Raw genomic sequence first — 17071 nt, forward strand, 5'->3', positions numbered from 1 at the left:
GATCGGTCAATGCAGGTAAAGCACCATTCGGATCAATTTCGGTCCCGTTTGATGCAGTTCATGGATAAATCATATGTTCTACGCACTGCTTGCGGCAAATCCGGTTGACGCCCATTGTTGCGGGGTCAATCGGTCATCTCCCGGCTCTGGCGCTGCCTTTCAGCGCTGATAGCTCCGGACTGGTGCGGCGATTGCAGGCACAGGGCAGCTCAGCCATGGAAATGCATCAGGTCCGGTACTTCCTGGCCGCGGCACGCCTGCTGAATTTTACGCGGGCTGCAATCGAGTGCAACGTGTCGCAGCCCTCGCTGACCAAGGCGATCCAGAAACTCGAGGACGAATTCGGCGCCCCGCTGTTCCGGCGTGAACGGGCTCGCACCCACCTGACCGAGCTTGGCAAGGCGATGCTGCCGCATCTGGAACGCAGCTTCGAGGCTGCGCAGACCGCCAAGCAGATGGCGCGCGGGATGGGCCGCGCGGAAATCGCGCCGCTGGCACTGGGCGTGGCGCGCACGGTCGAACATGCCACGCTCGAACGCGTGCTCGCGGAACTCGGCAAGAGCCTTGCTGGGCTGGAACTGGCGCTGGCGAACGGCTCCTCGCGTGAGCTTATCGAACTGGCGATGGCGGGATCGCTCGACCTGATTATCGTCGAAATGCCGGAAGAAGCGCCCGAACGGCTCGATTGCTGGCCCTTGTTCGCCGATGCCTGGTGCGTCGTCACCCGCGGCGATCATCGCTTTGCCGCCGCACCGCCCGGATCGCCCGCCGCGCTGGAAGAAGAGGCCTGGATCGACCTTGCCGGCGATGGTTGCGCTGCACTCGCCCGGATCGCGACGCAGAACGGCGCGGCCATCGAGGTGCGGCATCAGGCGCAAGGCGCGGCGCAATTGCGGCAGATGGTGCAGGCCGGGCTGGGCTGCGGGTGGACCCCGCGCAGCCTTGCCGCGCCGCCGCTTTCGGCCACGCTGCTGCCGTTCGGTTCGGTGGAGACGCGGTTCGTGCTGGCCTCGGTCGCCGGGCGCCGCCGCTCGGTAGCCGCAGAAGCATTCCTGCGTGCTGCGCGCGCGCAGGACTGGGCGCTCGCGACGGGCGAGGCGCCTGATGGGGCATCATAGCAACCGCGCATGGACTCGATGCACCGCAGGGCGTTTCCCCTGCTCAGCGGCCACTCGTATGACACTATGATGGACGGAAACCCCTCTCCTCCGACGCCGCTTGCGCAAAGGCTGGCGAAGACCCGGCAGCGCTCCCCCGATCTTGGGCCGTTCTTTGACGAGATCGTGATCGCGCTGCGCGAGGCTGGTGTCGGTTCGGCAGCACCGAAGGTGGGAGAGATGTTTCCCGATTTCTCCCTGCCGACTGCAGACGGCCGCTATCGCCGCCTCGGCGACCTGCTCGATCTGGGCCCGGTGATCGTGAACTTCAGCCGTGGCCGCTGGTGCCCCTATTGCGTGCACGAGGTTTCTATCTGGGCCGAGATGCTGCCGGAGCTGGCGAAGGCCGGGGTTCGCTTTGTCGAGATCACCGGAGAGACCGGCGGCGGCGCGCGAGCGCTGGGCGCGTTGCTTGCGGCATCTTCGCACCCGGAAGTTGCCGAGGTGCTGTGCGATGTCGATCATGGCGTGGCGCTCTCGCTCGGCCTTGCGTTCTTTGCCGGTGACCCGCTGCTCGATTTCTACGGGAAGGCCGGCGTCGACATGCATGAGCTTTATGGCTCGCCGAGCGGATTTCTCCCGGTTCCGGCAACCTTCGCGCTCGATTCCTCTGGCTGCGTGCGGTTCGCTTATGCGGACGCCGATTTCCGCGAACGTGCGGAACCGGCCGAGGTGCTCGCCGCTCTGCGCGCGGGCTGAGACTTACCAGCGCAGCAAGGGCGGTATCGCAAAGCGGATGACGATCGCCGCCAGCAACATCGCCGTGGGATAGACGGCGGTCATGAAGGCCATGGTCTGCGACGGACAAAACAGGCTGTAGGCAAAGGTACCGAGCGCCGCAACCGCCCATCCGGTAAGCCAGCCGGCACGCGCAAGGTCGGTTGGCGCGGCCCGCCGCATCCACGCCGCGAGGCCCCCACCGATCAACAGCGAAGCCGCCAGCGAAACGCCGAGGCAGCGCATGCCGAGAAACGGCTGGATTTCAGCAAAGTTTGGCCGCTGCCTTGCCACGATGCCATCGAGCAGCAGGCCCATCAGGCCAATCGGCAAGATACCGAGGATCATCGTGCCGAGCGTGGTCGCCCCTTGATCGGCGCGGCCTGGCAGCGCGGCCCGCAGCGCGGCGACAAGCAGGGCAAGGCCACCTGCCAGCAAGGCCGCTCCGCGCGCAATCACGATGGGCGCGGGATGCATGGTGAGAACATCGGGACGCAATCCGAAGGTCAGCCACACCCCGCCCACGGACAGTGCCGTCAGCCCGAGGCCGAGGATCATCCCGCGCCACAGACGCACCGGCACGACCGGCCGGAGATCCCCGACCAGTGCCTCGATTGTCTGTTCGATGGACGATTCGTCCGGATCGCGGGACATGACACTTCCTTCACTGCACCGTCACGCCCGAAAGGAAACCTGACCGGGCATCGCCGCGCCCGACTTCTGGCTGGCGGCTCCCGGTCCGTTGCATCTTTGGTTTCGCCCCGCAAGACCGGCCCGTGTGCCCTATGGAACAAGCCTAAGGGAACACAGGCCGGTCGCTGCGCGGAGCGGGCGGCGCGGGTTCAGCCCCGGCGCAGCAGGCGATCGAGCGAGAACGCTCCACCGCCTTTGGCGATGAGCGGCAGGAGAATAGCCGCCCAACTCAGATGCGTCGGCCAGGCATCGGGATAGACGAAGACCTCGATCACCGTGGTCATGCCGAGCAGGCCCAGCGCGGCAAACCGCGTGCCGAGGCCCAGAACCAGCAGGATCGGGAAGAGGTGCTCCGAATAGGTCGCCATGTGGGCGGCCAGATGCGGTGGCACGAGCGGCAGTTTGTAGTCGGTTTCGAACAGGTAGTAGGTGCTGTCGGTGATCGTCAGCCAGCCTTCCACCTTGGTCCGGCCGGACTGGAAGAACACCGCCGCAATGCCGAGCCGCGCCACCAGCAGCAGCAAGGTCTCAGGCAGCAGGCGCCCGGCCAGCTCTGCCAGCCGGTTGTATATGGATACGAGAGCGGTCATGCGGGGATACCTCGAATGGTCCGGCTCGCGCTTCGGCGCCGCCATCAGGCAGCGCCATCACGCAGACCGATCAGTGCGCCTTGGCGGTCAAGGAACCGTTGCCCTTGGGCGTCTTGATCGAGGTGCAGGTCCCGGCCTTGACCAGCATCCAGGCGTTACCCTGATAATCGACCTTCGAGGTGCCGGCGCAGCTGGTGCCCGGGCCTGCAGCGCATTCGTTCTTGCCGGCCTTGGCGACGCCGTAGCACTTTTCCATGGCGGGCTTGGTATCGGCAGCGTGGGCGGCACCGGCAGCAAGGCCGAGAGCGATCGAAGCGGCGAAAGCGGAAGCAGCAATCTTCATGATGTGATCCTTTGAATGAAGCGGACCGCAATGGTCCGGTCTGAAACCAGAAACGCGGGCGGAGAAGAAGTGCGCCGCCGCCGTGTCCTGTGTGTCCGGAAATGCTCGCGCCGGCCACGTTGACCAGTTCGCAAGGCACCGCAGCAGGGTTACATCGCCCGCAGCAATATTTCCGCGGCGCTGGACGCCGCGCAGCATAAATCCTAGGAGAGCCAAGACAAATCAGCGCCTTGAAAGGACAATTGGCCCGTGCGGAATTTTGCGCTGGAGGTGTATTTCTCGAAGTGGGAATTCGCCGCAAAGTATCATCTCACCGCATCCGACGCGCAGAGCATGACGGTTTCGCAGCTGCTTTCCCACGCTTCCGCGGAAGACCGGGAACGGTTCGACAATCTTCATCTCGGCTATACCAAGACCTTCGGCGCCGAACCCCTCCTCCAGCAGATCGCGCAGACCTACGAGCGCGTCGGCACCGACCAGCTGCTGTGCTTTGCGGGCGCCGAGGAAGGCATCTACGTGGCGATGCGCGTGCTGCTGCAGCCGGATGATCACTGCATCGTCATCACTCCCAACTACCAGGCGGCCGAGACGATCCCGCTCTCGATCTGCGCGGTGACGGGGGTCGCGCTCGACGAGAACGCCGGGTGGGCGCTCGATCTCGATGCCGTGCGCGCGGCGCTGCGGCCCAATACGAAGCTTATCTCGATCAACTTCCCCAACAACCCCACCGGCGCGATCCCCTCGCAGGAAACCTTCGCCAGCCTGATCGAGCTTTGCCGCGAGCGGGGGATCTGGCTGTTCAGCGACGAGGTCTACCGCCTCATCGAGCACCGCCCTGACGCACGCGTGCCGCAAGTGGCCGATGTCTACGAGCGCGGCGTGTCGCTCAACGTCATGTCGAAGTCCTATGGTCTGCCGGGCCTGCGCATCGGCTGGCTCGCCTGTCAGGACCGTGCCTTCCTGCAGGAGTGCGAACGCTACAAGCACTACCTCTCGATCTGCAATTCCGCACCTTCAGAGCTGCTCGCCGAAATCGCGCTGAAGGCACGGGAAGCCATCGTGGGGCAGAACCGCGAACTGGCGCACTGGAACCTCGATCTGCTTGACAGCTTCTTTGCCGATTTCCCCGGCCTGTTCGATTGGCGCCGACCCGATGGCAGCTGCGTGGCGTTCATCCGCTACAAGGGCGAGGATGGCGTCGAGCGCTTCACCGAGCGGCTGGTGGAGGAGACGGGCGTGCTGCTGCTGCCCTCGAGCATCTATCGCTCAGAGCTTGGCCCCGTGCCGCAGGACCATTTCCGGATCGGCTTTGGCCGCAAGAACATGCCCGAGGCCCTCGCGGTGTTTCGCGAGTGGCTGATGCGCAACCGCGCCTGACGCGAATCTATCGGCTGCACAAAAAAATGTGTGCAGCCTGTAACCCGCTCGGTGGATGCGGCGAATCCGACAATGCCATTCGGCGAAACCCTACGGAGACGACCCATGACCACCCTCAATTCTGGCCTCAAGTCCGGCCTCGCCATCGCCGCCAACGCTGCGCTCATTGCCGCCGCCATGGCCGTTGCCCCCGCCCCGGCGATCGCCAAGGCGAAGTCCGCCGAAGTCGTGCACTGCTACGGCGTGAACAGCTGCAAGGGCACCTCGGATTGCGCCGCCGGCAGCCACAGCTGCAAGGGCCAGAACGAATGCAAGGGCCAGGGCTTCAAGGCGCTGACCAAGGACGCCTGCGCTGCGCAGGGCGGCAGCCTGACCGAGCCGAAGTAAGGCTCCTCCAGCCCAGCCGCGCACCCTCACGGCTGATGCTGCATTGACCTGGCCGGGGCTCCCTACTCCAGTAGCTTGCCCAGCTGCCCAGTGGCGCCGCCCCCCCTCCCCGGCGCCACGGGGGCCCCGGACTTCTTTTGCGGGCAAACCCCTTTCCCGAGACCCCTGATGACCGAGGCGCGCGATGTCTGAGAAACTGGCCGGATTTGGCCTTGGCATGCGCAGGCCGCACTACCGGTCCTATATCGATGGCACCGCGCCCGTCGATTTCATCGAGGTGATCTCGGAAAACTTCATGATCCCCGGTGGCAAGCCGCTGGATACGCTGATGAAGGCGCGCGGCAATTACAGCCTCGCGCTGCACGGCGTTTCGATGTCGATCGGCTCGGCCGATGGTCTCAGGGACGATTATCTCACCGAACTTCGCCGTCTGGTCGACAGGATGGAGCCCGCGGTGGTCTCCGACCACTTGTGCTGGACCCGCATCGACGGCTTCAATTCGCATGACCTGCTGCCGCTGCCCTATACTGAGGAAGCGCTGGACGTGGTCTGCCGCAACATCGACCACGCGCAGGAAACGCTGGGCCGGCGCATGTTGTTCGAAAACCCTTCGAGCTACATCGCCTTTCCCGGCGCGATGACCGAGTGGGAATTCCTTGCCGAGATGACCCGGCGCACCGGCTGCGGCCTGCTGCTCGATGTCAACAATATCTACGTCAGTGCGCTGAACCACGGCTTCGATGCCGCAGACTATCTCGCCGGCATTCCGATGGACGCTGTCGGCCAGATCCACCTTGCCGGCCATGTCCGGGGCGAACACCTGCTGATCGATACGCACGACCAGCCGGTGCCCGATGAAGTCTGGGCAGTCTACCGCGCCGCGACCGCGCTGGCGGGTGCCGTGCCGACGATGATCGAGCGCGATGACAACATCCCCGAGCTTGGCGAACTCTGCGCCGAACTCGATGTCGCCCGCAGCATCAGCGCCGATGCGGCTGGTGCGAGGATCGCGGCATGAGCCTGCTCGCCCTGCAACGCGACTTCCGCGATTGGCTGGTAACCGGCGATGACCGCGCAGCGGCGGCGCTGGGCGGCGGCCCCGGCACGGCGGTCTACCAGAACAACTACCGCACCGCGCTCGTCTCCAGCCTCGCCGAAACGTTTCAGCGGCTTGTCCTCTGGCTCGGCGACGAGGCGTTCGAGACGGCTGCCGCGCGCTACATCGATGCACGCCCGCCTTCGAGCTGGACGCTCGATGCCTATGGCGAACATTTCACCGATTTCGTCGCGGCGATGTGGCCCGATGATCCCGAAGTCGGCGAAATCGCGTTGATTGACTGGACTGTCGGCGAGGTTTTCGTCGGCCCGGATGCCGAAGCCCTTCAGCCTGAAGCCCTCGCCGTCGCCGACTGGGAGACTGCGAGGATTCACGCCGTGCCTTCGCTGCAGGTGCTGCCGATCAGGACCAATGCCGATGCGATCTGGCAGGCTCTCGCCACCGAGGAAACACCGCCGGGTGCCGAGCTGGCCGAGCCCGGCACGGCCTTGCTGGTCTGGCGGCAGGGGCTCGAACCCGTGTTCCGCCGCGCCGAGGCGCATGAGTGCGATATGCTGGCATGGTCCGCTACCGGCGAAGGCTTTGCCGCCATTTGCGCCCGGCTTGCCGATACGCTTGGTGAAGAAGCTGCGGTCACCACGGCAGGAACGCTGCTGGGTCGGTGGCTGGCCGAGGGCGTGGTCGCCGCCGTCGGTTGAGGCCCGGCCGCCTCGTTCTCGAGGTGGCCGGGTCTTCTCGTCTTCAGGAAAAGCAGCCGGCGACACTTTCGAGAGTCTGGCGTAGCCGCGGCGCGACAAAATCGAGGAAAGCCTTGAGCTTGAGCGGCTGGCTGCGTTGGCGGCGGTGCACGAGGTGGACGGGCACCGGCTCGCACCCCAGTTCAGTGAAAAGCGGAACAAGCCTGCCGTCCTCAACCGCCGCCGCGGCCTGGTAGGACATGATCCGTGCGACACCAACCCCGGCGGCGGCGGCATCGATGATCGCATCGGCGGTGTTGACCGAGAAGCGCGGCGTGATCTCGACACTGCGCGCCAATGCGGCATTGCCGATCCGCCAGGTCCGGGTCGAATGAAGGCCCTCGAAGGCGACGCAATCATGCCGCTCGAGTTCCTCGGGCTCTGTGATCGGACCGCGCCGGGCAAGGTATTCGGGGCTGGCGCAAACGGTCCAGCGGATATCCCCCACCTTGCGGGCGACCAGATCGCTATCGGGCAGCTGGCCGATACGCACCGCGACATCGACATGTGCCTCGACGAGATCGATCGTCGAATCCGATAGGACCAGCCGCACCGTGACATCGGGATAGGCGTTCAGGAACGCATGCACGACCGGCGCGACGTGGAGCTTGCCGAACATGATCGGCGCGGTGACCATGAGTTCGCCGCGCGGCACCCGGTATTCGCCGCTTGCCGCCCGTTCTGCATCCGCGAGATCGTCGAGCACCCGGCGCGTCGCCGCGACGAAAGCCTCGCCTGACTCGGTCAGGATCAGCTTGCGGCTGGTGCGCACCAGCAGCTGCGCCCCGAGGTGGGCCTCAAGATCCGAAACCCGGCGGCTGATCGTGGGCAGCGGCGTGTTCAGAGCGCGCGACGCGGCGGACAGGCTGCCCCCGTCCACCGCCGCGAGCAAGGTGCGCATGGCCTCGAACCGGTCCATTTGATGTTTCCGTTTTGTGGAAGGCTGGATTGCCAAGCTAGCGGATACTGCCATCCGGCGAAAGGGCCTACTTCCTCCTCAGCGGCCGCCCCCCGGCCAGCCTCCAAGGAAAGGTCAGTCCCATGTCACGCATCCCCACCGCCGCCACGATCGCCGATGCCCCCGAAGCTTCGCGCCCGCTGCTCGAAGCCGTGAACAAGGCCATCGGCACCGTGCCGAACCTGCACCGCCTCGTTGCAAACAGCCCGGCCGCGCTCGAAGGCTACCTCGCCATGAACGGCGCACTCGGCAAGGGCAAGCTGCCCGCCCAGACCCGTGAGCGGATCGCGCTCGCCGTCGCAGAGGTCAACGGCTGCGACTACTGCCTCTCGGCGCACACCTACCTCGGCAAGAACGTCGCAAACCTTGATGACGCCGAAATCACCGCCAACCGCAACGGCGCCTCCAACGATCCCAAGGCCGATGCCGCAGTGCGCTTCGCCGTCCAGCTCGTGAAGGCCCGCGGCCATGTCGGCGCCGATGATGTCGAAGCTGTGCGCACTGCCGGTTACACCGACGCGCAGCTGCTCGAGATCGTCCAGCACGTCGCCCTCAACACCTGGACCAACTACGTCAACTCGGCCTTCGCGACCGAGATCGACTTCCCGGTGGTCAACGCGCGCAACGCCGCATTTGCCGCCTGATCCCCGGGCGGGCGCCCGCCTATTTGTACCCACTCCGGGCGGGCGCCCGTTAGTTTCTCGAAGGAATCCAGCCATGTCGTTCAAGTCACGCCTCGTAACCGCCGCCGTCTCGGCATCGGTCCTCGCAGTGAATGTGATCGCTTCGTTCCCTGCATTGGCGCAGACCGCCCCGATGCCCGCCGCGGCGCAGATCATCACCACCTCGGTCAGCCCGGATCAGGTCCGCTTCGGCACGATGAAGATCGACGGCCTCAACATTGCATACCGCGAAGCGGGTGATCCGAGCTTGCCCAAGCTCGTGTTGCTGCATGGCTGGCCCTCGTCCTCGCACCAGTACCGCAACATGCTTCCCGCGCTGTCGAAGCGCTTCCACGTCATCGCTCCCGATTATCAGGGCTTCGGCGATAGCGAACGCCCGGATCCGGCCACCTATCAGTACTCGTTCGATGCCATCAGCGTGACGATGGAAAAGCTCCTCGCCGCCAAGGGCTTTGATCACTACGGCCTGTTCGTGCAGGACTATGGCGGCCCGGTCGGCTTCCGCATCGTCGGCCGCAATCCGAAGGCGCTCGACTGGCTCGTCGTGCAGAACAGCAATGCCTACGAAGAAGGCTTTTCGGCCGCTTGGGACGGCTTCCGAAAGGCGCTGTGGCTCGATCGCAGTGCCAAGACCGAAGCGCCACTGGTTGCGTTCAACACGCTCGATGCGATCAAGAACGTCGTCTACCTCAACGGTGCAGGGCACCCGGAACTGGTCTCGCCGGACAGCTATGAGTACGACGCTGCCAACGTTGCCGGGCCGACCAACCTGCGCATCCAGCTCGATCTGTTCTACGATTACCGCCACAACCCAGAGCTCTACCCGGTGTGGCAGAAGTTCCTGCGCGACAACCAGCCGAAGACGCTGATCTTCTGGGGCCAGCAGGACGTGTTCTTCACCCCCGCCGGTGGTGAAGCCTTCCTGCGGGACTTGCCCAAGGCTGAACTCCACCGCCTGAAGGCCGGTCACTTCGCAACCGAAGACAACCTGCCCTACATCGCGGACCACATCATCAGCTTCTACGACAAGCAGGTGAAGTCCAAGCGCTGATCGCCGAACGGAGTTGCGCCCCGTCGCAGCCTGCAGCCAACCGGCTGTAGCGCTGCGGCGGGGCGTTACGTTATGCTCGGGCCGCGCGACTCCGCGCGGCATCGCCACCCGGCGCAGAGCAGGAACCGACCTCACATGGAATCGATTGGTGCCGATCCTCGCGCGATGCAGCGCACGCCGCTTCATGACAGCCACGTGGATGCGCTGCGCGCCGCCGGCACCGTAAAGACCTATCCAGCCGGCACGTTCATGGCCCGGCCCGGAGACCCCGCCGACAAGTTCACATATGTCGAGGAAGGGGAGATCGAGGTCGTCAATCCGCTGACCGAAGAGCGCCACCTGCCCTCCTCGCTCGGCCCCACGCAGTTCATGGGGGAGATCGCATTCCTCAGTGGCGGCACCGTCTCGATGGCGATGCGCGCGGCGCAGGATACGCGGGTGATCGAAGTCCCGCGTGAGGCCATGCTCGAACTCATGGCGCAGATCCCCGAACTGTCGGACATCGTCATCACCGTTTTCGCCGCGCGGCGCCGCCGCCAGCTCGACGAGCGCGACAGTTCGCTCCAGCTGATCGGCGAAGAGCAGGACGCCGCCGTCCGCCGTGTCGCCCAGTTCGCCAGCCGCAACCGCATTCCCTATGGCTCGCTGAAGCTGGGAAGCGCCGAAGCGCTCGCCGCCGCGCAGGCCTGCTCGATCGAGGCTTCGGTCCCGGCGGTGATCTTTGGGCGCGACATGGTGGTGACCGAACCGACGCCGGACAAGATCGCCCACCTTCTCGGCATCAACCGCGAACTGCAATACGATGAAGCCTTCGACGTGCTGATCGTCGGCGGCGGACCGGCTGGCGTGGCGGCGGGCGTCTATGCCGGGGCCGAAGGGCTTTGCGCGCTGGTGATCGAAGACCTCGCCATCGGCGGGCAGGCGGGCACATCCAGCCGGATCGAGAACTACATGGGCTTCCCCACCGGCATTTCGGGCGGCGACCTTGTCTGGCGCGGCGAAGTGCAGGCGATGAAGTTCGGCACGCGCTTCGCCCTGCCGCGGCGAGTTACTGCGCTCGAGCAGCTGGAAGACGGCATGTTCTGCGCCACTTTCGACAACGGCCAGCGCGTTCGCGGCAAGACCGTGATCGTGGCGACGGGCGTGCAGTATCGCCGCCTGCCGATCCCCCGCCTCGCCGAATTCGAGGGCGCCGGCATCTATTACGCCGCGACCGAGATCGAGGCGCGCTATTGCAAGGGCACGCAAGCGGTCATCATCGGCGGCGGAAATTCCGCCGGCCAGGCGGCGATGTACCTCAGCCGCTCCGCCCGCTGCGCCCATGTCGTGGTGCGCGGGCCTTCGCTGGCGCTTTCGATGTCGAGCTATCTTTCCGAACGACTGGAAGCGGACCCCAGCATTGCCATCGCCTACAATTCCGAAGTCGTGGCGCTCCACGGCGGCGCGCATCTCGAAGGGGTGACGCTGCGCAATGCAAAGACAGGCGAGACGCAGGATATTCCCACCCGCGCCCTGTTCATCATGGTCGGCGCTGCGCCCAACACCGAATGGCTCTCGGGCCTCGTCGCGCTCGACGACAAGGGCTTCGTCCTGACCGGCCCCACCGTCGGCGCTTCGTCGCCCTACGCCACCTCGCATCCCGGCATCTTTGCGGTCGGCGATGTGCGTTCGGGCTCGGTCAAGCGCGTTGCTTCGTCCGTGGGCGAAGGCTCGGTGGTGATCTCGAAAGTGTGGGACTACGTGAACAGCGGCGGCTGATTCCCGATCGGTTGCACTCCGAAACGCAATACTCCACCAATACGGTTGAGATTCTTCTCGCACGCAGCCTCGAGGCATGGTAACGTTATACCATTAAACGTCGTACGGCCCGTGTTGCTTGCATCGGGATTGTTCGTTTCGTTCCCGCTGCTCGTCTTCGCAACCCGGTCTGTCCGGCACAGCCGAGGAGAGCATGCATGGCCTATGTTACCCCCGAGACCAATCGGCGAAGGATCGTCGCGCTAGGCGCTGTCGGCGCCGTGCACGGCGTGCTGGCCGTGGCGCTGCTCACCGGCTTTGCCGGCGGTATCATCAAGACCCCGCCGAAAACCTGGTTGCCGACCTGGGACTACATGCCGCCCCCGCCGCCGCGCCCTGATCCCGAACAGCCGGTCCCGCCGAAATCCCACACGCGCGACACGCTGCCGGTGCCCGACCCGCAGGTGCCCCTGCCGCCGATTGGAGATCCCGGCTTCAAGATCGAGACCGGCCCGCTTCCGCCCATCGGCTCCGGGCTTGACGGCGGTCTCCTGCCCCCGCCCCCCACGGCATCGCCCAGCCCCCGCTTCACCCCGCGCGCGGCAGCGCCGCTCGGTATGCCGGGACGATGGGTCTCCGATGCCGACTACCCGACAGCAGCGCTGCGGCGCGGCGAGCAGGGCGCGGCTGGTTTCGAGGTGACGATCGGGCCGGACGGGCGCGTGCGTGACTGCCGGATCACGCGCTCCAGCGGTTCGGCCGCGCTCGATGCCGCGACCTGTGCCAAAGTCAGCGAGCGGGCGCAGTTCAGTCCCGCGCGTGACGAGAACGGCGATCTGGTGGTCGGACGCTATGCCAACGTGATCCGCTGGAGGATTCCGGAGTAACGTCCCCAAACGGACATTGCATTGCAGCAAGATCGGGGCCTACCATCGCGGCATTGGTTCCAGCTGTGAGAGGTTCCCGATCTTGCCGTTTTCCTGCGATCTTGGCGGCGAACGACACAGCTTTGAGGATCTGAAAGCCGTGCTCGCCGCCGCCAGTGCGCTGCGGTCGGGCGATGAACTTGCCGGACTTGCCGCCGCCAGCGCCACGCGGCGGGTCGCAGCGCGCTGGGTGCTCGCCGATCTGCCGCTCAAGGCCTTCCTGAACGAGGCCATCGTCCCCTACGAAAGCGACGAGGTCACCCGGCTCATCATCGACAGCCACGATGCCGCCGCCTTCGCCCCGATCGCCCACCTTACCGTCGGCGGTTTCCGCGATTGGCTGCTGAGCGAGGCAGCAGATGAAGCCGCGCTCGCCGCCATCGCACGCGGCGTGACGCCGGAAATGGCCGCCGCCGTCTCCAAGCTCATGCGAGTCCAGGATCTGATCGCGGTGGCGAAGAAGATCCGGGTGGTGACGGCTTTTCGCAGCACGATCGGCCTCACCGGCCGCCTTTCCACCCGTCTCCAGCCCAATCACCCGGCAGACGATCCGCGCGGCATTGCCGCCGCGGTGCTCGACGGCCTGCTCCACGGTGTCGGCGACGCGGTGATCGGGGTGAACCCGGCGACCGACAGTGTGCCCGCCGCCACCACGCTGATCCGCATGCTCGATGAATTGCGTGAGCGCTATGCCATCCCCACCCAGACCTGCGTCCTCACCCATGTCACCAACGCGCTGACGATCATGGAGCGCGGCGCGCCGGTCGACCTCGTGTTCCAGTCGGTGGCGGGGAGCGAAGCGGCCAACGCCGGCTTCGGCATCGATCTCGCTGTGCTGCGCGAAGCCCACGCCGCCGCGCAGGCGCTGGGGCGCGGAACGGTGGGGCAGAACGCGATGTACTTCGAGACCGGGCAAGGCTCAGCGCTCTCCGCCAATGCGCACCACGGCGTCGACCAGCAGACGATGGAAGCGCGCGCCTATGCCGTGGCACGCGCCTTCGATCCGCTCCTCGCCAACACGGTCGTCGGCTTCATCGGCCCCGAATACCTCTACGATGGCAAGCAGATCATCCGCGCAGGGCTGGAAGACCACTTCTGCGGCAAGCTGCTCGGCCTGCCGATGGGCTGCGACGTCTGCTATACCAACCACGCCGAAGCCGATCAGGACGACATGGACAGCCTGATGACGCTGCTCACGGTCGCGGGCTGCAGCTTCCTCATCTGCGTGCCGGGCAGCGATGATGTGATGCTGTCCTACCAGAGCCTCTCCAACCACGACGCGCTGTACTTGCGCAGCATAATGGGCCTGCGCCCTGCGCCCGAGTTCGAAGCGTGGCTCGAGCAAGCCGGCATTGCCGCACCAGACGGCACGCTGCGCGCGCTGGCGGACGGCGCCTCACCCTTCGTGCGCCAGCTTGCGGAGACCATTTCTTGACCGAAGTGGCGCCGGGCGAACCCATAAACGCTGAACTGTGGGCACGGCTGCGGCGGACGACCCCGGCGCGGATCGCGCTTGGCCGTGTCGGGCATGCCCTGCCGCTGGGTGAAGTGCTCGATTTCCAGCTGGCCCATGCCCGCGCCCGCGATGCCGTCCACGCCGCGCTCGATACCGCAGCGCTGGAGGCAGAACTGGCGCCGCTGCCGGTGCTGCATGTTGCCAGCGATGCGCCGGACCGGGCAACCTATCTGCGCCGCCCCGATCTTGGCCGCCGCCTGTCGGAACAGTCCGCTGCGCTGCTGGCTGCGGCAAAAGGCAAACGTTGCGATGTCGCCTTCGTGATCGCCGACGGCCTTTCCGCCACCGGCGTGCAGGCCGGCGCGGCCACGCTGCTCAAAGCTTGCGCGGCGCGGCTTGGAGATCTTGCCATCGGCCCGGTCGTGATCGCGCGGCAGGCCCGCGTCGCGCTGGGCGATCCGATCGGCGAGGCGCTGGGCGCGCGCGTTGCCGTGATGATCATCGGCGAACGCCCCGGCCTCAGCGTGCATGACAGCCTCGGCATCTACATGACCTTCGCCCCGCGCCCCGGCCGCAGCGATGCCGAACGCAACTGCATTTCGAACATCCACGGCGCGGGCGGTCTCTCGCCCAATGACGCCGCGCGCACGCTCGGCTGGCTGCTGCGCGAGGCGCTGCGCCTGGAGCTTTCCGGCGTGGCGCTGAAGGATGACCAGACCCCTGCCCTGCCCTTCGAGGACCACGGCCCCGCATGAATGAGCCAAAACTGCAGCAAAGCCTCGGTCCGTTCCACCTCTGGGCCATCGCCGTGGGGCTCGTCATCTCGGGCGAATACTTCGGCTGGAGCTATGGCTGGGCCAGCGCGGGCACGCTGGGCTTCCTCGTCACCACCGTGGCAGTCGCGGCGATGTATATCGCCTTCATCTTCTCGTTCACCGAGCTGACCACGGCGATCCCGCATGCAGGCGGCCCCTTCGCCTATGGCTTGCGCGCGTTCGGCCCACTGGGCGGTGCGGTCGCGGGCTTTGCCACACTGGTGGAGTTCCTGTTTGCGCCCCCCGCGATCTCGCTCGCCATCGGCGCCTATCTCCATGTTCAGTTTCCGGCGCTTGAGCCTAAACACGCGGCTCTCGGGGCCTACGCGGTGTTCATGGCGCTAAACATCGTCGGCGTGCACATTGCGGCGAGCTTCGAGGTCGTGGTCACGCTCCTCGCAGTGGGTGAGCTCCTCGTGTTCATGGCCGTCGTCCTCCCCGCCTTTCGCTGGTCGAACTTCCTCGCCGGGGGCTGGGCCGGCCAAGACCATTTCACCCCCGCCGCGATTGGCGGAATTTTCGCCGCGCTCCCCTTCGCGATCTGGTTCTTCCTCGCCATCGAGGGTGTCGCCATGGCCGCCGAGGAAGCCAAGGAGCCCCGCCGCACAATCCCGCGCGCCTATATCTCGGGCATTCTCACACTGACGGTGCTTGCCTTCGGGGTTATGTTCTTTGCCGGCGGTTCGGGCAGCTGGGCCGAGCTTTCCAGCCTCAACGATCCGCTGCCGCAGGCGATGAAGCGCGCGGTGGGCGCGTCGAGCGGCTGGCTGCACATGCTGGTGTGGCTCGGCCTGTTCGGCCTCGTTGCCTCGTTCCACGGGATCATCATGGGCTATGCCCGCCAGATCTTCGCGCTGGGCCGCGCAGGGTATCTCCCCGCCGTGTTCGCGCGGCTCCACCCCCGCTTCAGGACGCCGCACGTGGCGACGCTGGCGGGCGGCGTGGTCGGCATCGCCGCGATCTACAGCGACGCGTTCGTGAGCATCGCAGGCCAGTCGCTTACGGCCAGCGTGGTGACGCTATCGGCCTTCGGCGCGCTCCTCATGTACGTCGTCTCCATGGCCGCCCTGTTTCGCCTGCGCGCTACCGAGCCAGATCTCGTCCGCCCGTTCCACGCGCCGCTCTACCCCTTAGCGCCGGCCTTCGCGCTCGTCATGGCTAGCCTCGCGCTCATCACGATGGCGTGGAACAATCGCGAACTCGCGGCAATCTTCACCGGACTGATGGTGCTGCTGGTGAGCGGCGCCTTGCTCCTCCGCCGCCGGGAAGCCGCCTGACCGATGCGCCTGCTGGCCGCCCTGCTGCTCGTACTCAGTGCGACCACAGCGCACGCCCAAACGCCGGTGTGGCAGACCCGCGCTGCCATCGTCGCCGAGACGCTCGATCGCATCTGGGGCAAGGACGGCGGCTGGAACGCCAGCGAGAACTGGCAGCGTTTCCCCATCGTGGACGTCCTGATCGACTACCAGCGCCGCACGGCAGACTTCCGCTGGTCCGCCAAGATCGCCTCCGCCGTGCGCAACCGCGAAGGCCGCTACCTCAACGACGACGACCTCTGGGCCGTCATCGCAAGCGTGGATGCATGGCAGACGGATCACGATCCCGAACTGCTGAACTGGGCAGCGACGAACTTCAGCCGCCTCGTCACCGATCACTGGGACGACCATTGTTCCGGCGGCATCTGGTGGGATTCCAAGCACACCTACAAGAACGCGATTACCAATGAATTGCTGCTCACCGCGGCGACCCGGCTTTATCTCGCCACGGGCCAGGAGCCCTATCGCGACTGGGCGTTGCGCACCTGGAACTGGTTCGCAGCTTCGGGCATGTTCGGGCCCGATGGGCTGGTCAACGACGGGCTGGACGCCCAGTGCCGCAACAACGGCAAGCCGCGCTACACCTACAACCAAGGCGTTCTGATGGGCGGCCTCAGCGACCTGACGGCGATCACCGGCGCCCCGCAATACCGCACCGCCGCACTGAACACCGCACTCGCTGCGATACGCAAACTGGTCACCCCGGAAGGGCTGCTAACCGAACCGTCCGACGAGCTCGGCGCTGATGGGCCGATGTTCAAGGGAGTTTTCGTCACCCACCTCGGCCATCTGGTCGAATCGATGCCCGACAGTCCGGAACGCACCGAGCTTCGACTCTGGCTCAGCCATAACAGCGATGCTGTGTGGTCGCTTGGTGGAGGAGATGGCAGCCAGCCCATCGATGGCCTCTGGAGCGGCGGCTCCGGCCAGGTAGGCGCTGCCGCCGAAGCCTCTGCACTCGCCCTGTTTCTCGCGGCAGGCGCTTAGCGCCCGGTCATTGCCGCTTCGACGATGCGCTAGCAGGAGCATTGTTTGAGGTTGAAGCGTTCGCGATCGGCCTTTTGCCACACT

At 66.0% G+C, this 17071-nt stretch carries 18 protein-coding genes; 14 read left to right on the top strand and 4 right to left on the bottom strand.

The window, feature by feature from the left end:
- Positions 1-215 precede the first annotated feature (215 nt).
- Both NSE01_RS16845 and NSE01_RS16850 read left to right on the top strand, forming a co-directional pair.
- Entirely contained in the window at positions 216-1118 is a 903-nt protein-coding gene (locus NSE01_RS16845; protein ID WP_147160807.1) for a LysR family transcriptional regulator, read from the top strand.
- A 69-nt stretch (positions 1119-1187) separates the two neighbouring features.
- Complete coding sequence (locus NSE01_RS16850) at positions 1188-1856, top strand: redoxin domain-containing protein (RefSeq protein ID WP_170233880.1); 669 nt, start codon at positions 1188-1190, stop codon at positions 1854-1856.
- A 3-nt stretch (positions 1857-1859) separates the two neighbouring features.
- On the opposite strand, the gene NSE01_RS16855 is transcribed toward NSE01_RS16850, so the two are convergent.
- From NSE01_RS16855 to NSE01_RS16865, 3 genes are all read right to left on the bottom strand, one after another.
- On the bottom strand, positions 1860-2528 hold the full coding sequence (locus NSE01_RS16855; RefSeq protein ID WP_147160809.1) for an NrsF family protein: 669 nt from the start codon (positions 2526-2528) through the stop codon (positions 1860-1862).
- A gap of 188 nt (positions 2529-2716) precedes the next feature.
- Positions 2717-3157 carry a DoxX family protein gene (locus NSE01_RS16860; RefSeq protein WP_147160810.1) on the bottom strand — a complete coding sequence of 147 codons (441 nt, stop codon included), beginning with the start codon at positions 3155-3157 and terminating at the stop codon, positions 2717-2719.
- A gap of 70 nt (positions 3158-3227) precedes the next feature.
- On the bottom strand, positions 3228-3500 hold the full coding sequence (locus NSE01_RS16865; protein WP_147160811.1) for a BufA1 family periplasmic bufferin-type metallophore: 273 nt from the start codon (positions 3498-3500) through the stop codon (positions 3228-3230).
- A gap of 249 nt (positions 3501-3749) precedes the next feature.
- Between NSE01_RS16865 and NSE01_RS16870 the strand changes: the two genes are divergently transcribed.
- The 4 genes from NSE01_RS16870 to NSE01_RS16885 all read left to right on the top strand — a co-directional run bounded on the left by NSE01_RS16870 (position 3750) and on the right by NSE01_RS16885 (position 7019).
- Complete coding sequence (locus NSE01_RS16870; RefSeq protein ID WP_218033292.1) at positions 3750-4877, top strand: aminotransferase class I/II-fold pyridoxal phosphate-dependent enzyme; 1128 nt, start codon at positions 3750-3752, stop codon at positions 4875-4877.
- Positions 4878-4982: 105 nt separating this feature from the next.
- Positions 4983-5264 (top strand): BufA2 family periplasmic bufferin-type metallophore, encoded by a 282-nt coding sequence (gene bufA2 / locus NSE01_RS16875; protein WP_147160812.1) that lies wholly within the window; start codon positions 4983-4985, stop codon positions 5262-5264.
- Between the two features lie 184 nt (positions 5265-5448).
- Complete coding sequence (gene bufB / locus NSE01_RS16880; RefSeq protein WP_147160813.1) at positions 5449-6282, top strand: MNIO family bufferin maturase; 834 nt, start codon at positions 5449-5451, stop codon at positions 6280-6282.
- Positions 6279-7019 (top strand): HvfC/BufC N-terminal domain-containing protein, encoded by a 741-nt coding sequence (locus tag NSE01_RS16885; RefSeq protein ID WP_147160814.1) that lies wholly within the window; start codon positions 6279-6281, stop codon positions 7017-7019. Before bufB ends, NSE01_RS16885 begins: the two co-directional genes overlap by 4 nt.
- Before the next feature lie 43 nt (positions 7020-7062).
- Here the strand turns inward: NSE01_RS16885 and NSE01_RS16890 are convergent, their stop codons facing one another.
- Complete coding sequence (locus NSE01_RS16890) at positions 7063-7977, bottom strand: LysR family transcriptional regulator (protein ID WP_147160815.1); 915 nt, start codon at positions 7975-7977, stop codon at positions 7063-7065.
- A gap of 122 nt (positions 7978-8099) precedes the next feature.
- Here NSE01_RS16890 and NSE01_RS16895 point away from each other — a divergent pair, with 122 nt between their 5' ends.
- The 8 genes from NSE01_RS16895 (at position 8100) to NSE01_RS16930 (ending at position 16987) form a co-directional block, all read left to right on the top strand.
- The gene (locus tag NSE01_RS16895; RefSeq protein WP_147160816.1) at positions 8100-8660 is read left to right on the top strand and encodes a carboxymuconolactone decarboxylase family protein; all 561 of its coding nucleotides are present in this window, start codon (positions 8100-8102) and stop codon (positions 8658-8660) included.
- Between the two features lie 73 nt (positions 8661-8733).
- A complete protein-coding gene (locus NSE01_RS16900) occupies positions 8734-9750 on the top strand; it encodes an alpha/beta fold hydrolase (RefSeq protein WP_218033293.1) in 1017 nt (338 codons plus the stop codon).
- 135 nt (positions 9751-9885) lie between these two features.
- The gene (locus tag NSE01_RS16905) at positions 9886-11508 is read left to right on the top strand and encodes an FAD-dependent oxidoreductase (RefSeq protein WP_147160817.1); all 1623 of its coding nucleotides are present in this window, start codon (positions 9886-9888) and stop codon (positions 11506-11508) included.
- 197 nt (positions 11509-11705) lie between these two features.
- Positions 11706-12374: an energy transducer TonB gene (locus NSE01_RS16910; RefSeq protein ID WP_147160818.1), complete on the top strand. Its 669-nt coding sequence runs from the start codon at positions 11706-11708 to the stop codon at positions 12372-12374.
- Positions 12375-12456: 82 nt separating this feature from the next.
- Positions 12457-13848: an ethanolamine ammonia-lyase subunit EutB gene (locus tag NSE01_RS16915; RefSeq protein WP_147160819.1), complete on the top strand. Its 1392-nt coding sequence runs from the start codon at positions 12457-12459 to the stop codon at positions 13846-13848.
- 5 nt (positions 13849-13853) lie between these two features.
- The gene (gene eutC / locus NSE01_RS16920; RefSeq protein WP_246135260.1) at positions 13854-14624 is read left to right on the top strand and encodes an ethanolamine ammonia-lyase subunit EutC; all 771 of its coding nucleotides are present in this window, start codon (positions 13854-13856) and stop codon (positions 14622-14624) included.
- Positions 14621-15961 carry an ethanolamine permease gene (gene eat, locus NSE01_RS16925; RefSeq protein WP_147160820.1) on the top strand — a complete coding sequence of 447 codons (1341 nt, stop codon included), beginning with the start codon at positions 14621-14623 and terminating at the stop codon, positions 15959-15961. Before eutC ends, eat begins: the two co-directional genes overlap by 4 nt.
- Before the next feature lie 3 nt (positions 15962-15964).
- Positions 15965-16987, top strand: a complete 1023-nt coding sequence (locus tag NSE01_RS16930; protein WP_147160821.1) for a glycoside hydrolase family 76 protein — start codon at positions 15965-15967, stop codon at positions 16985-16987.
- Positions 16988-17071: the final 84 nt, after the last annotated feature.

This window comes from Novosphingobium sediminis (assembly GCF_007991615.1).
Taxonomy (GTDB): Bacteria; Pseudomonadota; Alphaproteobacteria; order Sphingomonadales; family Sphingomonadaceae; genus Novosphingobium; species Novosphingobium sediminis.

What these genes read in the sequence shown, in the direction of transcription:
- bufB (WP_147160813.1), top strand. Translation starts at nt 5,449, where the DNA reads ATGTCTGAGAAACTGGCCGGATTTGGCCTTGGCATGCGCAGGCCGCAC.
- bufA2 (WP_147160812.1), top strand. Translation starts at nt 4,983, where the DNA reads ATGACCACCCTCAATTCTGGCCTCAAGTCCGGCCTCGCCATCGCCGCC.
- NSE01_RS16845 (WP_147160807.1), top strand. Translation starts at nt 216, where the DNA reads ATGGAAATGCATCAGGTCCGGTACTTCCTGGCCGCGGCACGCCTGCTG.
- NSE01_RS16895 (WP_147160816.1), top strand. Translation starts at nt 8,100, where the DNA reads ATGTCACGCATCCCCACCGCCGCCACGATCGCCGATGCCCCCGAAGCT.
- NSE01_RS16865 (WP_147160811.1), bottom strand. Translation starts at nt 3,500, where the DNA reads ATGAAGATTGCTGCTTCCGCTTTCGCCGCTTCGATCGCTCTCGGCCTT.
- NSE01_RS16890 (WP_147160815.1), bottom strand. Translation starts at nt 7,977, where the DNA reads ATGGACCGGTTCGAGGCCATGCGCACCTTGCTCGCGGCGGTGGACGGG.
- NSE01_RS16885 (WP_147160814.1), top strand. Translation starts at nt 6,279, where the DNA reads ATGAGCCTGCTCGCCCTGCAACGCGACTTCCGCGATTGGCTGGTAACC.
- NSE01_RS16850 (WP_170233880.1), top strand. Translation starts at nt 1,188, where the DNA reads ATGGACGGAAACCCCTCTCCTCCGACGCCGCTTGCGCAAAGGCTGGCG.
- NSE01_RS16905 (WP_147160817.1), top strand. Translation starts at nt 9,886, where the DNA reads ATGGAATCGATTGGTGCCGATCCTCGCGCGATGCAGCGCACGCCGCTT.
- NSE01_RS16860 (WP_147160810.1), bottom strand. Translation starts at nt 3,157, where the DNA reads ATGACCGCTCTCGTATCCATATACAACCGGCTGGCAGAGCTGGCCGGG.
- NSE01_RS16855 (WP_147160809.1), bottom strand. Translation starts at nt 2,528, where the DNA reads ATGTCCCGCGATCCGGACGAATCGTCCATCGAACAGACAATCGAGGCA.
- eat (WP_147160820.1), top strand. Translation starts at nt 14,621, where the DNA reads ATGAATGAGCCAAAACTGCAGCAAAGCCTCGGTCCGTTCCACCTCTGG.
- NSE01_RS16930 (WP_147160821.1), top strand. Translation starts at nt 15,965, where the DNA reads ATGCGCCTGCTGGCCGCCCTGCTGCTCGTACTCAGTGCGACCACAGCG.
- NSE01_RS16910 (WP_147160818.1), top strand. Translation starts at nt 11,706, where the DNA reads ATGGCCTATGTTACCCCCGAGACCAATCGGCGAAGGATCGTCGCGCTA.
- NSE01_RS16900 (WP_218033293.1), top strand. Translation starts at nt 8,734, where the DNA reads ATGTCGTTCAAGTCACGCCTCGTAACCGCCGCCGTCTCGGCATCGGTC.